Source organism: Myxococcales bacterium (assembly GCA_012517325.1).
Taxonomy (GTDB): domain Bacteria; phylum Lernaellota; class Lernaellaia; order Lernaellales; family Lernaellaceae; genus JAAYVF01.
Genome location: JAAYVF010000084.1, coordinates 1 through 13,871 on the forward strand (window position 1 = coordinate 1; position 13,871 = coordinate 13,871).

10 protein-coding genes and 2 rRNA genes are annotated in these 13,871 nt (G+C 58.5%); 5 read left to right on the top strand and 7 right to left on the bottom strand.

The annotated features are described in order from the left end of the window. Positions 1 to 1,031, top strand: a 23S ribosomal RNA gene (locus GX444_14510); the annotation flags it as partial. Between the two features lie 82 nt (positions 1,032 to 1,113). Beyond that, a 5S ribosomal RNA gene (rrf, locus tag GX444_14515) occupies positions 1,114 to 1,230 on the top strand. Between the two features lie 160 nt (positions 1,231 to 1,390). Here the strand turns inward: rrf and rlmB are convergent. Continuing rightward, positions 1,391 to 2,125, bottom strand: coding sequence for a 23S rRNA (guanosine(2251)-2'-O)-methyltransferase RlmB (gene rlmB / locus GX444_14520; GenBank protein ID NLH49792.1), 735 nt, complete (start codon positions 2,123 to 2,125; stop codon positions 1,391 to 1,393). A 147-nt stretch (positions 2,126 to 2,272) separates the two neighbouring features. On the opposite strand from rlmB, the gene GX444_14525 reads away from it, so the two are divergent. Beyond that, positions 2,273 to 2,863 carry a type II secretion system protein gene (locus tag GX444_14525; protein NLH49793.1) on the top strand — a complete coding sequence of 197 codons (591 nt, stop codon included), beginning with the start codon at positions 2,273 to 2,275 and terminating at the stop codon, positions 2,861 to 2,863. Between the two features lie 49 nt (positions 2,864 to 2,912). On the opposite strand, the gene GX444_14530 is transcribed toward GX444_14525, so the two are convergent. Next, entirely contained in the window at positions 2,913 to 3,596 is a 684-nt protein-coding gene (locus tag GX444_14530; GenBank protein NLH49794.1) for a hypothetical protein, read from the bottom strand. Positions 3,597 to 4,062: 466 nt separating this feature from the next. On the opposite strand from GX444_14530, the gene GX444_14535 reads away from it, so the two are divergent. Continuing rightward, on the top strand, positions 4,063 to 5,793 hold the full coding sequence (locus tag GX444_14535) for an NAD+ synthase (GenBank protein NLH49795.1): 1,731 nt from the start codon (positions 4,063 to 4,065) through the stop codon (positions 5,791 to 5,793). Between the two features lie 4 nt (positions 5,794 to 5,797). On the opposite strand, the gene GX444_14540 is transcribed toward GX444_14535, so the two are convergent. From GX444_14540 to GX444_14560, 5 genes are all read right to left on the bottom strand, one after another. After that, positions 5,798 to 6,697 (bottom strand): GNAT family N-acetyltransferase, encoded by a 900-nt coding sequence (locus GX444_14540; GenBank protein ID NLH49796.1) that lies wholly within the window; start codon positions 6,695 to 6,697, stop codon positions 5,798 to 5,800. 4 nt (positions 6,698 to 6,701) lie between these two features. Beyond that, positions 6,702 to 7,997 (bottom strand): MFS transporter, encoded by a 1,296-nt coding sequence (locus GX444_14545; GenBank protein NLH49797.1) that lies wholly within the window; start codon positions 7,995 to 7,997, stop codon positions 6,702 to 6,704. Positions 7,998 to 8,116: 119 nt separating this feature from the next. Beyond that, a complete protein-coding gene (locus GX444_14550; protein ID NLH49798.1) occupies positions 8,117 to 9,346 on the bottom strand; it encodes a hypothetical protein in 1,230 nt (409 codons plus the stop codon). Positions 9,347 to 9,603: 257 nt separating this feature from the next. Then, positions 9,604 to 11,646, bottom strand: a complete 2,043-nt coding sequence (locus GX444_14555; GenBank protein ID NLH49799.1) for an ABC-F family ATP-binding cassette domain-containing protein — start codon at positions 11,644 to 11,646, stop codon at positions 9,604 to 9,606. 48 nt (positions 11,647 to 11,694) lie between these two features. Further along, positions 11,695 to 12,894, bottom strand: a complete 1,200-nt coding sequence (locus GX444_14560) for a hypothetical protein (protein NLH49800.1) — start codon at positions 12,892 to 12,894, stop codon at positions 11,695 to 11,697. 221 nt (positions 12,895 to 13,115) lie between these two features. Here GX444_14560 and GX444_14565 point away from each other — a divergent pair. Beyond that, on the top strand, positions 13,116 to 13,871 hold a 756-nt coding region (locus GX444_14565), incomplete at its 3' end, for a hypothetical protein (GenBank protein ID NLH49801.1).

Consider the following 13,871-nt stretch of genomic DNA (forward strand, 5'->3'; position numbering starts at 1 on the left):
AAGGCGAAGCTTTGAACTCAAGCCCCAGTAAACGGCGGCCGTAACTATAACGGTCCTAAGGTAGCGAAATTCCTTGTCGGGTAAGTTCCGACCTGCACGAATGGCGTAACGACTTCCGCGCTGTCTCAACGAGGGACTCGGCGAAACTGCAGTGAGGGTGAAGATACCCTCGACCCGCGCCAAGACGGAAAGACCCTGTGCACCTTTACTATAGCTTGGCAGTGATTTCTGAAAGTGTCTGTGTAGGATAGGTGGGAGACGGAGAAACCGGGACGCTAGTCTCGTGGAGTCATCCTTGAAATACCACCCTGATTCTTTTGGAAATCTAACCTGGACCCGTTATCCGGGTCGGGGACACTGTCTGGTGGGTAGTTTGACTGGGGCGGTCGCCTCCAAAACAATAACGGAGGCGCGCAAAGGTTCTCTCAGGTTGATTGGAAACCAACCGTAGAGTGTAAAGGCATAAGAGAGCTTGACTGCGAGACTTACAAGTCGAGCAGGTGCGAAAGCAGGCCTTAGTGATCCGGTGGTTCTGTGTGGAAGGGCCATCGCTCAACGGATAAAAGGTACGCCGGGGATAACAGGCTTATCTCTCCCAAGAGTTCATATCGACGGGGAGGTTTGGCACCTCGATGTCGGCTCATCACATCCTGGGGCTGAATAGGGTCCCAAGGGTTCGGCTGTTCGCCGATTAAAGTGGTACGTGAGCTGGGTTTAGAACGTCGTGAGACAGTTCGGTCCCTATCTGGCGCGGGCGTAGGATGATTGAGGAGAGTTGCCCTTAGTACGAGAGGACCAGGGTGAACGGACCTCTAGTGTTCCAGTTGTTCTGCCAAGAGCATTGCTGGGTAGCTATGTCCGGACGGGATAACCGCTGAAAGCATCTAAGCGGGAAGCCTCCTCCAAGACTAGTCATCCCGTGACTTCGGTCACTAAAGGGCCCAGGTAGACAACCTGGTTGATAGGCCGGATGTATAAGTACAGTAATGTACTCAGCTAACCGGTACTAATCGCCCGTGAGGCTTGACCCTCGAATTTTCTTTCGCCACCTATTGTATCCGTGAAGACTGTTTGATTTTCGAAATCGCCGACGATTTCTTTGAAACTCGATTTTCCGGTGACTATGGCGGAGGGGCCACACCCGTTCCCATTCCGAACACGGAAGTTAAGCCCTCCAGCGCCGATGGTACTGCTGGGGTGACTCAGTGGGAGAGTAGGTCGTCGCCGGATCTCACATTGATCGGGCCGCTCGCAAGAGCGGCCCGAGTTTTTTTAACCGCGTTTAGCCCGCCGGCCAATTCCCGACCAACAATACGGTGCGTCGAATGCGGCCGAGCCGCGCCCGGCGAGACGGCCGCCGACTCGGGCCACGAAGCGGTAAAGATTGGAATTATTTCCCCCGGAGGCGCTGCCGGAAGATTTCGTACAAGCCGATGGTGCAGGCCTGGGCGACGTTCAGGCTTTCGATCGGGCCGTCGGCCGGGATACGGGCGACGGCGTCGCAATGCTCCCGCACCAGCCGGTGCATGCCTTCGCCTTCGCTGCCCAGGATTAAAACCACGTCGCCGGACAGGTCGATTGCGGACAAGGAGCGGTCCCCCTCGCCGTCGAGACCGTAAACCCAGAAACCGGCCTCTTTCAATCGTTCCAAAGCTTGGACGAGATTCGTTTCGCGGGCGATGGCCACCGTCTCGGTCGCGCCGGCGCTGACCCGTACGACGACGGGCGTCACCGGGCAGCCGCGGTTTTTGGTGGTCACCGCCAGGTCGGCGCCGAAGGCGCCGGCGGCGCGCAGACACGAGCCGAAATTCTGCGGATCGGTCACGCCGTCGAGCACCACGACGACGCGCGGGTGGTCGAATTTGCGTTGCAGAAAGTCCTTCACCGAGGTATAGGCAAAATCGCGGACCTCGGCCGCCAGACCCTGATGCTTCGGCGTCCCGCAGAGCTTTTCCAGCTCCGGTTGGTCGACCCAATGAACCGGCAAATCCAGCGCCTGCGCCTGGCGGGCAAAGTCGCCCAGCGCGGACCTTTTGGTCGCTTCGAGATAAATCCGCTGGACGCTGTCGGCGCGGTTCGCCAACAACTCTTCCAGGGGGCGTTTGCCGTAGACGATACGTGACATGCCGGCCAGCATAAACGATTTAATAAAAACGGTAAATCAATAAAATTTTTCTAATTGTGGAAATAATGGCATTTCGATATCATGAACTCCTTGAAATGTACCGATATTAACGATCAAGGGTGTTTGGTTGAGGTTGAGGGGGGTAATATGAACCGTTTTCATCGCCGCAACGCACGTGGCTTTACTTTCGTCGAATTGCTGGTGGTCTTGGCCATCGTTTCCGTGTTGATGGCCATCGCCACCATGACCACCAAGTACCTGCGCTATCGCGCAATGTTGGCGGTCTTCTACAGCGACATCCGTTTGATCAAGCAGGCCGCGATCCGTTTCGAGGCGGATGTGGGCTGCTTTCCGCCCGATGTCTGGCGCGGCGTCGATCCCGGCTTGGTCAACAAATACGGCTGGAAAGTCGCCGGGCAGTACAGCACGACCTGGGACCAGGTCGATCTCAAGGGCTGGAAAGGCCCGTATCTGCGCGCCTGGAAGCGAAGCCCCTACGGCGGGCTTTACGATTGGGACAATTATCCCAGCAATTACACGGCTTGGGGCATTCCGGGCGGCGGCGTTTACGTCACCTTGAAGCCGTTGTCATGGGGCGGCGGCGACGGCATGCCGACCATGGAGTTCGAACAGATCCTCGAGGATCAAGGCGTCGATCGCTCCAAGGAAAAACGGGTGATCGCCGTCTGGATGGGAAGAGAGCCGACCTGGGACAGCGTCCCCGGCCAGTCCGGTTGATGGGTTGTTCGCGGTCTGACGTTTCCGGTTTCCTGAGGTCGCGTCCTCGTCAAGCCGATAGCCGATTGACGATTTTGGTCAGCGGCTCCACGACTTGATCGCCCAGGTCATACCGGATTTCATGAATTTTCTTCCAGGCGAATTCCACCCAGGTATCGTGGCCGAAATTTTCCTCATACTTGGTTAAAATGGGCATCATCTTTTTCCGGGTGAAGAGACAGCGGGTGACGATCAGGGACTCGTCGATCGGCGTCAGGGGGTCGTTGAATTCTTCCGCCAGGCTGTAAAGGCAGCGGTAGATTTCCATTTCCAGTTGTCGTTGCAGCCGTTGTTTTTGTTGCCTGGCGTCCACTTCGTTCGGGACCTTGGAAACGGACCGGCAGGCGGCACGATTGATCAGAATTCGTTCGTTGTTGTCGGATTCGTCGAGGGGGAAGATGAAGAAGTGCGGCTTTTTGATATGGTAATCAAAGGAAACGCCGTCTATTTCCTCACTGTCCAGAAACTCGACATGCAATTGAGTGCCGGTCCGTAAATCGAGAGATTTCGACGGAGAATTCGTGCCTCCAGCCATCGTTTTCACGAGAAACGCCGCCTTGAGTGCGTCTATTTTCACGGTGATTTGGGTGTTTTGCAGGGTGACCAGATGAAAGGTGTCTTTGTTGCCGATATCCAGAGTATAGCCCTTGACCATCGTGCCATTCAGGTATTTGGCGATCACCAGGTTTTTCATTAGTTTACCCCCCAACTATTTTTCTATTGTGTTGCGTAAGATACAAAATTTTTCTTGAATAATTAACAATCACTCACTTTTTGGGCCGTTTAAATACCGCTCAATCGAAAAAATGATTGCATTAAAATGTGACAAAATCAACATAAAATGACGCCTTCCGCAAGATTGATTGAAAAATCATTCGAATGACGGCTCATAATTCGAAATGGTCATTATTATAATTAGTATGACCGATAATATCAAATTATAACACTCAATTATCGAACAATTTGGAGCATTTGTCCGGTTTATTCATCAGGCACCGAATAAAGGCTTCGGGCGCTTGGAAAATATTGGCGAAAAACGGCGAACGGAAAAAATCGAAGCAGAAAGCGTTCCGGACTTGTTTTCAGTCGATCTTCCGAGTAATTCATGCTCTCGAAGGTGTTAGAATAAGAAGAATACATCCCTCACGCGTGGGTGAGCTATGAAACTTCGCATTGCATTGGGCCAGACCAACAGTGTCGTGGGCGACATCGATCGCAACGTGGCGCGCTTGATGGCGGTCATCGACGAGGCCAAGGCGGTCGGCGCCCATCTGGTGGCGTTTCCCGAATTGGCGATCACCGGTTATCCGCCCGAGGATCTGGTGTTGCGGCCGCATTTTCTGCGCAAGAACAAGGAAGCGGTGGAGCGCCTGGCGGCCGCGGCCGAGGGGATCGTGGTCGTGGCCGGCTTCATCGACGTGCTCGACGACGCCTACAACGCGGCGGCGGTTTGCGCCGACGGCCGGGTCGCCGGGGTCTACCACAAGATTCGCCTGCCCAATTACGGCGTCTTCGACGAATACCGCTATTTCCAGACCGGCGCCGCGCCGCTGGTCGTGCAGATCAACGGCCACGCGGTCGGCGTGACGATCTGCGAGGACATCTGGGTGCCCGACGGTCCCGGCGAGGAAGAAGTGGTCGCCGGCGGCGCGGAGGTCATCCTCAACATCAGCGCCAGCCCTTACCACATGGGGAAAATCGCCCAGCGTGAAAACATGTTGGCGACCCGGGCGTCGGACATGGGCGTCTACCTGGCGTTCTGCAACACGGTGGGCGGCCAGGATGAGCTGGTATTCGACGGCAGTAGCGTGGTCATTGACCAGGACGGAACGATCCTCGCGCGCAGCCGTTCGTTCGCCGAGGACCTGCTGGTTTGCGATCTGGACCTCGAGGCGGTGCTGATCGACCGGCTGCGCGATCCGCGGTCCCGCCTCGAACGGCACCTTGCTCGCGTCGAGCAACGCGCGGTGCCGGCGGTGTCGATCGATCTGGACGTCGGCGAATTGCCGCCGATCGAAACGGCCTGCCACCCGCTGCCTTCGCCCGCGGAGGAAGTGACCCGGGCGCTGGTGCTGGGTCTGGGCGACTACGTGCGCAAGAACGGTTTCGAGAAGGTGATTCTCGGCCTCTCCGGCGGCATCGACTCGGCGCTGGTGGCGGCGCTCGCCGTGGAAGCGCTGGGCCCGGCCAACGTGTTGGCGGCCTTCATGCCCAGCCGCTATTCCAGCGACGACAGCCGCGAGGACGCCGAGGCGCAAGCTCGCAACCTCGGCATCCAGTTGCTGACTCTGCCCATCGAGCCCGGCATGAAGGTCTACAACGAAATGCTGGCGCCCGTGTTCGCCGGCCGCAGCCCGGACATCACCGAAGAGAACATCCAGGCGCGCATCCGCGGCAACCTGCTGATGGCGATTTCCAACAAGTTCGGCTATCTCGTGCTGTCCACCGCCAACAAATCCGAATCGGCGGTCGGCTACTCGACGCTGTACGGCGACATGGCCGGCGGTTTCGCGTTGCTCAAGGATTGCCCGAAGGTCTGGGTGTACCGCATCGCGCAATACCTCAACGACGCCGCCGGGCGCGAACTCATCCCCGCGCGCATCCTGACCAAGGAGCCCACGGCCGAATTGAAACCGAACCAGAAGGACACCGACTCGCTGCCGCCCTACGACGTGCTCGACCCGATCCTCGATCTGCTGGTCGTGCAGGAACGGTCCGTCGCCGAGGTCGTGGCCATGGGCTACGACAAAACGATGGTCCGCCGGGTGATGCGCCTGGTGCAACGCGCCGAATACAAGCGCCGGCAGGCCGCCCCCGGCGTCAAGTTGACCTACCGCAACTTCGGCAAGGACCGCCGCTGGCCGATCACCAACCGCTATCTCGACGAGTAGCGCTCTACGCCTGGCTGGTCAGGGGAAATTGAAAAGGTTCGCCTTCGAGCGGGAAATCGCCGCGGACAAAAACCAATGAGTCCGGCGCCGGAACGACGTTCAACGGGTCGACCCGCAAACGGTCGGGCATGAATCCGAACTCGATGGTTTTCACCGCCGGCGCGCCGAGGCTGGGATAGATTTCCTCCAGGGTCGGAATCCGCTCGCCGACCAGGTCGATGAGCCGCAACATGTCGCCGTCGACGGCCGCGATCGCCGCGAGGTCGAACTCCTCCAGATAAAACAAACGGCTTGGATAAACGCAGGCCGCGTGAAACATCAGTAGCCAGCTCTGGTGGTGCACGCCGAGCCGTGCGGATACCGCGATGCGCCGTTCGGCCAGCCGATGAAGCAACTCCCGATCCGCGCGACGGGACAAGTCCAATCGGCGCGCCGGTGTGTGCGGCGGACGAAAAGTGGGCGCCGTGGCGCGGTAGGCGTGTTCTTGCACTCGCCGGTAACCGAACCGCTGATAGAAGTCGGCGGTGGTTTCGTTGGCGAAAAGAAAAAAGAAATCGCGTCGGCCCGCCCAATGGACGTGGGCCTTTGCCATCAAACGGCGGATCAGCCCTTGGCGGCGGTACGCGGGCCGCGTGGCGACCGTGCCGATCTGCACGGCGGCGACTTCCCGGCCCGCCGCGAAAAGATTCATCGCCGACGCCGAAACGTTGGCGACGAGCCGCCCGCGGTCGAAAAACGAAAAGGGCACGTACTCCGGAAACTCGAAGCCGAGGTCGTTCCAGGGTGAAAAATTCAAGCCCGGAAAGATTTCGCCGGCGAAGGCGTTGAGCTTTTCCCGCGCGGTCGGATCGCGATAGTAGTCGCGGCGAAATTCCAGGGCGCGCGGCGGCGTGGCGGTCGGCATGGTCTTAAAACCGCGAACGCCGGGCGAGCGGCAGCAGCGCCAGCGCCGACAGCACGGCGAAGCCGACGAAAAAGAGGAACAGCGCGTTCCAGCCCCAGGTCTGCGAAACGGTGGCCGTCAGCAGGCCTTGCGACACCGCCCCGAGGCTGCCCAGCCCGTTGATCAACCCGGCCGCCGAGCCGGTCGCGCGGTTCCGGCCGACGTTCTGGGCGACCGCGCCTGAGATCAAGGTGTCGGGACCGAACAACAGAAAGCCGATCAACCCGAGGCTGGCGCCGACCGCCCAGATGCCGAACGGCCCGGCCAGCCGCAACAACAGAAAGCCGCCGGCCAGGGAAAAAACGATCGGCGCGGCCAGGCGGATCGGGTTTTTCGCGGCGAAGCGATCGGCCAGCATTCCGACGACGATCACCCCGACGATGCCGCCCGCCTCGAAGGCCGTGGACAGGTAGCCGGCCGTGCCTTCGCTGTAACCCAGCGCGGTCTTCAAAAAGAAGGGCAGCCAGAACAGCAGGCTGTAGCGAATCAGTTTGAGCCCGAAATACGAACCGCCCAGGATCCACAACGCCGGCTCGCGGATCATCTCGCCGAACGGCGACCGGGCGCGCGGGGTGTCGCCGGCCGGCGCCGCCGGTTCGTCGCCCGTCTCGGGCGGCAGGCGGCAGCCGCGATCCTCGGGCTTCTCGACGAGGAAGAAAAAGATCAGCAGACCGACCAGCGCCACCCAGGCCGCCGGCACGAGAAAAGAGGAGCGCCAGCCGTAATGCACCAGAAGAAAGGTCGCGACCGCCGTGGCCGCCAGGCCGCCGACCTGAAAATTGGTGGCCCAGATCCCCATGACCATGCCGCGCGACCGGCGGGGAAACCAGGGGCCCATCGCCTTGACGTTGCCCGGCCACCCGGTCGCCTGGAACAACCCGTTGAGCCCGAAGGCCACCGCGAAAAAGACCGCGTTCGATCCCAGGCCGAACGCCAGGCTGACGGCGGCCGAGGCCAGCATGCCCAGGCCGATCATCCGTCGCGCGCCCAGGCGGTCGCCGAGCGCCCCGTTGGCGAATTGGCCCAGCGCGTACAGGGCGAGGTAGAGCGTGTCGATGCCGCCGAGCATCCCGACCGAAACGCCCAGGTCGTCGTGCAGGCGGCTTTTCACGACGCTGAAATTCTTGCGGGTGAAATAGTAGGAGGCGTAGCTCAGCCAGGTAAGGCCGAAAACCCTGGCCTGCAAACGGCGAAACCGGCGGTCGGGCGGTGGCTCGGTCACGAGATGTCCCTTGTGCATGCGGTTGAGCAATGGTCGCATTCTCTTACCACTTCGCAAGGAAATGGTGAAGCGCCCGTTGATTTTTCCGCCGCTCGGCCGGCTCGATTTAAAAGAAAAGGCCCGCGCGGGGCGGGCCTTTTCGGTTCGGGTTTTGACGATTAGTGGCAGGTCACTTCCATGCCTTCGCCGCGGGTCAGGGCCTTGGAGAGCCGTTTGGCCATGTGCAGGTCGCCGTGGTGGAGGATGGCGTCTTCGATCTGCTCGAAGGCTTCGCCTACGGTCGTCGCATCGGTCCATTCCGGCAGATCCAGCGCGGTGTCGAAGCCGAAGCCCACCGGATGATCCAGATCATCGCGCACTTCGAACGCGGCCAGGTTCAACACCAGGGCGGCGAAGTGCTTGTCGACCTTCAGCTCCATGTGGCAGCGGTGATGACGGCTGGAACGGTATTTCAGGGCGTCTTTCAGATCGCTTTCGTTGCGGAACACGCGGGTCAGGGTCAGGGCCTTGCGGACGATCTTTCTCATCTCGTCCTTGCTGAAATTCGCATGGCGCTTGCCTTTGAACTGATAGGCCCAGAAGCTGGCGCGTTGCGGGCAAACGAAGCCCGGCTCTTCCTTTTGGTAGTTCAAACCGAAGTTGAGGTTGAGCAGGTCGGCGCCGTTGATGGCCACCGCGAAAGCTTCGGCCGTGGTGTAATAGGTGTTGCCCGGCACGGTCAGCGCTTCGGGGAAGGCCACGTAGCAATACTTCGCGTTCGCGACCGTGTAGTAGCCGTCGATGTCCGAGAAGGCGTAGTCGAACAGTTCGTCGCCCGGATCCACGATGCCGTTGCAAGCGTAGTCGCGGTAGAACAGGATCTGCACGCCTTCGATGCCTTCTTCGTCGCCGTCGATCCGGCCGTTGTCGTTCTCATCCTGCCAAACGCGGCCGCCCATCAGGTGGTAGCCGAGGTCGTAATTCATCACGCCGAAGTTGATGTCGAGCACGTCTTCGTTGGCAGTCCGCACGAAAACGGTTCCCGGGGTGGTCAGGAACGAATCGGTCGGCAGGGTGTCGCCGTCGATTTCCAGCAGGAAACACCAGCCGCCGTAAGCTTGAATCGAATAGAAGCCCGGATTGCCGCTGTCGTCGTCTTCGGTGAAATCGTAGTCGTAAATCGCGTCGGCGCCGTCGACCACGCCGTTGCAGTTGTAGTCGCGCCAGAAGACGACCATCACGTCGTCGAGGCCGACTTCGTCGCTGTAGGAGTCGATCTCGCCGTCGCCGTTCGAGTCGTTCCAAACCTGGCCGCCGATCACGATCGGATCAGCCGCTAAAGCCAGGCCGGTAAAGATCGACACTACCGCAATCGTCAGAACCACGATCATCATTTTCGAAAACTGCATCAGTATTTCCTCCAGGTTTTTTTGGTTTTTTTGTTTAGCGTAAAATAAAAACCATGATTCTAAATATCATGCTGCTTATAATACTTCTATTATTTCTGTTGTCAACAAAATTTTTTGCCTTTTTCATTTTTTTTCAATTATCGGCAATATTTTTGAATAATTTAGACATATTCAGTGGTTAGCAATTGATTTGGCACGCTTGTCAGGGATGTATTACCGTTCAGGCGGTGTTTTTCAGTTTGAAAAAACGAAAAAAATCAGGTCGTCGGTAGTTTTTTCAGTTGCTCGCCGTACCGTTCGGCCTTTTCGAGCAGGTCGGTCCAGCGGGTGGTCAGCCGCTCTTCTCGTTCTTGCGCCTTACGGTATTCGTCAAGCAGGGCGTTGTATCGTTCGGGATTGTCGTAGGTGGCCGGATCGGCCAGTTCCTTTTCCATGGCGGCTCGCCGGTTGGAGAGTTCGGTGATGGACTTTTCCAACTCGGCCGCCTCTTTCTCGGCGTCGTGAATCTGCCGTTCCAACCGGGCGCGTTCGCGGTTGAGGCGCTTGCGCTCTTCCTGGCGGGTCTTGTTGTCTTCCTTGTCCGGTGCCGGCGCCGGCGCGGGCGAGGGGAACAAATCCGGGTTGGCCGTCGCGGCGCTTTTATCGGGCGCGGCGGTCGCTTTCTTTAATGAAGGGGCGGCCGGAGCGCGCTGCCCGGTCTTCAGATGGTAGAAATATTCGTCGAGGTTGCCGGGATATTCCTCGAGTTCGCCGTTTTCGATGTTCCAGACTTTGTTGGCCAGGCGGTTGATGAACGAGTGGTTGTGGCTAACGAACAGCAGGGTGCCGTCGTAGGTCTGCAGCGTTTCGGCCAGCGCCTCGGCGGAAAAGATATCGAGTTGGTTGGTCGGTTCGTCCATCAGGAGCACGTTGCCGGGTTTGACCAGCAGCTTGGCCAGGCTGACCCGCGCCAGTTCGCCGCCCGACAGCACGCCGATCGGCTTTTCCACCATGTCGCCCGAAAACAGGAACGCGCCGCAGATGGTGCGCACGGCGGTGCGGGTCAGCGACGGGTTGGTCGACCACACCTCGTCGAGGATGGTGTGCTCGCGGCTGAGTTTTTCGGAATGGTGTTGTGCGTAATAGGAAATGGCGACGTTCGCGCCGTATTCGATCTCGCCCTCGCTCGCCTCCAACTCGCCGGCGAGGATGCGCAGCAGGGTCGTTTTGCCGGCGCCGTTGCGGCCGAAGATCGCGACGCGGTCGCCGCGCTGCACCATCAGGTTCAGGTCCCGGTACAACTGCAGGTCGCCGAAGCGGTGCCCGAGGCGCCGGGTTTCCATCGCCAGCTTGCCGATGCGCTCGGTCGGCGGAAACGAGAATTTGATTTTCGCGCGCTCGTGGTCCACCTCGACCAGGTCGATTTTTTCGATCGCCTTCATGCGGCTTTGCACCTGGCGCGCCTTGCTGGCCGTGGCGCGGAAGCGGCGGATGAACACCTCGGCCTGGCGGATTTCGTGATCCTGGTTGCGCCGCGCCGCCGCCCGCACCTCGAGTTCCGATTCGCGGGTCAGGCGGTAGGTGTCGTAATTTCCCGTATAGGAACGCAGGCCTTCGACCTCGAACGAGAGAATGCGGCTGACTTGTCCGTTGACGAAGTCGCGGTCGTGGCTGATCAACAGGATGGCGTTTTTGAACTGCCGCAAAAATTCGTCGAGCCAGGTGACGCTGGGCATGTCCAGGTGGTTGGTCGGCTCGTCGAGCAGCAGCATGTCGGGGCGTTTGAACAGCAAGCCCGCCAGCGCCGCGCGCATTTTCCAGCCGCCCGAAAATTCGGCGAGCGAGCGGTTGAAATCGGCGGTGCGGAACCCGAGGCCCAGCAGAATCCGCTCGGCCTCGTGCTGGCTGTATTCCGACTCGAACAATTCGATGTGCGCGTGCAGATCGACGATGCGCTGCGCCAGTTCCAGTTGCCGCTCCGGGTCGTCGCACTCGTGCAATTCGCCCTCGGCCAGCGCCAGCCGGCTTTCCAGGTCGGACTTGCCGGGCACCGCGGCCAACACCGATTCGAGCAGCGGCAGCGTGCCCACCTCGAGGATGTCCTGCGGCAGGTAGCCCAGTTCGGTGCCGCGCGCGAAGTGCAGCTTGCCCTCGTCGAGCGGCTGCCGCCCGGCGATGATCCGGAAGAGGGTCGATTTGCCGGTGCCGTTCGGCCCGACCACGCCCACCCGATCGCCCGCACTGATCATGAATCCCGCTCCGTGCAGGATTTCTTGCGGGCCGAAGCGCAGCCCCAGGTTTTCGGCGACTAACAAGCTCATCGGTTGTGCCTTTTACACGATTTGCGCGCGGGATGAAAGCGTCGCGGCCTACTTTTCCTTCAGCAGCTCCACGGCGCGTTCGAGGCCGCCGAGGGTCAGGTCGACCATCGGCATCACGTCGCGGATCAACTGGATGGTGTAGGAGCCGTCGGCGCCGAGCCACCGGCCGCCGTGGATCGGGTTGATCCAGACGCATTTCGGGAAGCGGTCGCGCAGGTCGCGCAGGCAGTCGATGCCGGCGCGCAGGTTGGGCGTGGAATAATCGAGCGCGCCGCGCGGGTGCACCAGCTCATAAGGGGCCATCGAGGCGTCGCCGACGATGATGACGCGGGTGTCGGGATCGGCGCGCAGCAACTCTTCGAGCGGCAGCGGCTTGCGCCAGCGCTGCGGGTCTTCCCAGATGGTTTCGTAGATGCAGTTGTGAAAGAAAAAGGTGCGCAGCTTCTTGAACGAGTCGCGCGCGTGGAGAAACAACAGGCGCGTGCGCTCGATGTAGGGCGTCATCGACCAACCGCCGTTGTCGATGAACAGCAACACGCTGAGCTTGTCGCGCAGCCGCCGGTCGAAAATCAGCTCGATCTCGCCGCCCTGCCGCACGGTTTCGTAGATGGTCTTCTCGACGTTGAGCTGATCCTTCGGCCCGACCGGCGCCAGGTGTCGCAACGCCCGCAGCGCCTCGCCGAGTTGCTCGGCGGTGAGGGGCGTCGCGTCGGAGTAGTCGATATAGCGCCGCTCGAGGGCGACCTTGACGGCGTTGTGCGATTTGCCGGCGCCGCCGACGCGCATCCCGCCCGGATGATAGCCGCCGTGGCCGACCGGGCTCGTACCGCCCGTGCCGATCCAGCGGTCGCCACCGTCGTGGCGCTCGATCTGCTCCTTGAGCCGGTCGAGAAAATATTGAATCAACTCGTCGGGCGTCAGTTGCTTGATTTTTTCGCGCTGCTCGGCCGATAGGCCCGCGAGGTTTTGCGGATCCTTCAGCCATTCCTCGAGCATCTGCCGCAGATCGGCATCGAGTAGTCGGGCGAAGTTTTCGTCGATTTCCTTGCCGGTGAAGTAGTTGGCGAAAATCTGGTCGTAGAGGTCGAAGTGCCGTTCGCGTTTGACCATCAGGGCGCGCGCCACGACGTAGAAATCGTCGAGCCCGGCGATCAGCCCCAGCGCCAGCGCCTTTTGCAGGCGCAGAAACGTCGTCGGGCTGACCGGCAGGCCGTAATCGCGTAGGCGGTAAAAGAAACCTTCGAACATGACGATAATTTACCTCAACAAACCTATCGATACCAATGTGAAATGAACGGAATTGTAAAATTGAAAAAAAAATAAAAATGGTAGGAAAAACAGAAGATATGGCAATAATAATGAGACATTTTGATACAATTAAATATGCAAATATTCTTGAAATTTTTTTTGAATATGTTTAATATAATTTATAACTAGCAAGTGCCGTTTGCATTAAGGAGAAATTGTCAATGAAAACATCAAGTTGTAAAATGTCGTTTTTAGTGCTTACTTTCTTTTTCGGACTGTTTTGTTCCAAATTGTTTGCCGGGTCATTATCCATGTACTACAACGATGATTACGGCAGCAGCATCACGTGTCCGGGTTATTTAACTATTGACTCTTACAATACACTGTATACATATGACGACGAAATGGCGGAACATGGACATGATATCAACTATACTCTGCATAATCCTTCATTTTACCATAATATCGTGACGGATCCGGACCTCGTCAGCTATGGATTGGATTATTATTTTGCGGAAATCGACGACTTTGTGTTCGTGACAGGGCATGGAACCAAATGTACTGATGACTATGGTGTAAAACAATCTTGCTTGCGAGTAATAAATTCATTCAATGGAATGGATGGACAAAATACTTGTAAAATTTATCCGCGCCTTGAGATGGTTCTTGGCGAGAATGAAGGTGACGATATTGAGTTCTTACATTTGACCAATTGCAACAGCATGTCAGGGGACGATAACCGCTGGAGTAACACCTGGCGGCCGGTTTTTCATGGAATTCATGAAATTCTTGGCTTTCATGGCCTCGGGGCAGAGGGTTCTAGCTTAATAGATCTTTTTAAAAATTTCGCCCACGACGCCCAATCGAGCCCGGTCGCGATGGAATGGGTGGATAATTTATGGTATGATGATTATTGGGCTGAACTTGAATGCAATGAAGACGAAACGGTATGCATGTGGGTGTACCAGGATCTTTGC

What these genes read in the sequence shown, in the direction of transcription:
- rlmB (NLH49792.1), bottom strand. Translation starts at nt 2,125, where the DNA reads ATGTCACGTATCGTCTACGGCAAACGCCCCCTGGAAGAGTTGTTGGCG.
- GX444_14525 (NLH49793.1), top strand. Translation starts at nt 2,273, where the DNA reads ATGAACCGTTTTCATCGCCGCAACGCACGTGGCTTTACTTTCGTCGAA.
- GX444_14530 (NLH49794.1), bottom strand. Translation starts at nt 3,596, where the DNA reads ATGAAAAACCTGGTGATCGCCAAATACCTGAATGGCACGATGGTCAAG.
- GX444_14535 (NLH49795.1), top strand. Translation starts at nt 4,063, where the DNA reads ATGAAACTTCGCATTGCATTGGGCCAGACCAACAGTGTCGTGGGCGAC.
- GX444_14540 (NLH49796.1), bottom strand. Translation starts at nt 6,697, where the DNA reads ATGCCGACCGCCACGCCGCCGCGCGCCCTGGAATTTCGCCGCGACTAC.
- GX444_14545 (NLH49797.1), bottom strand. Translation starts at nt 7,997, where the DNA reads ATGCGACCATTGCTCAACCGCATGCACAAGGGACATCTCGTGACCGAG.
- GX444_14550 (NLH49798.1), bottom strand. Translation starts at nt 9,346, where the DNA reads ATGCAGTTTTCGAAAATGATGATCGTGGTTCTGACGATTGCGGTAGTG.
- GX444_14555 (NLH49799.1), bottom strand. Translation starts at nt 11,646, where the DNA reads ATGAGCTTGTTAGTCGCCGAAAACCTGGGGCTGCGCTTCGGCCCGCAA.
- GX444_14560 (NLH49800.1), bottom strand. Translation starts at nt 12,894, where the DNA reads ATGTTCGAAGGTTTCTTTTACCGCCTACGCGATTACGGCCTGCCGGTC.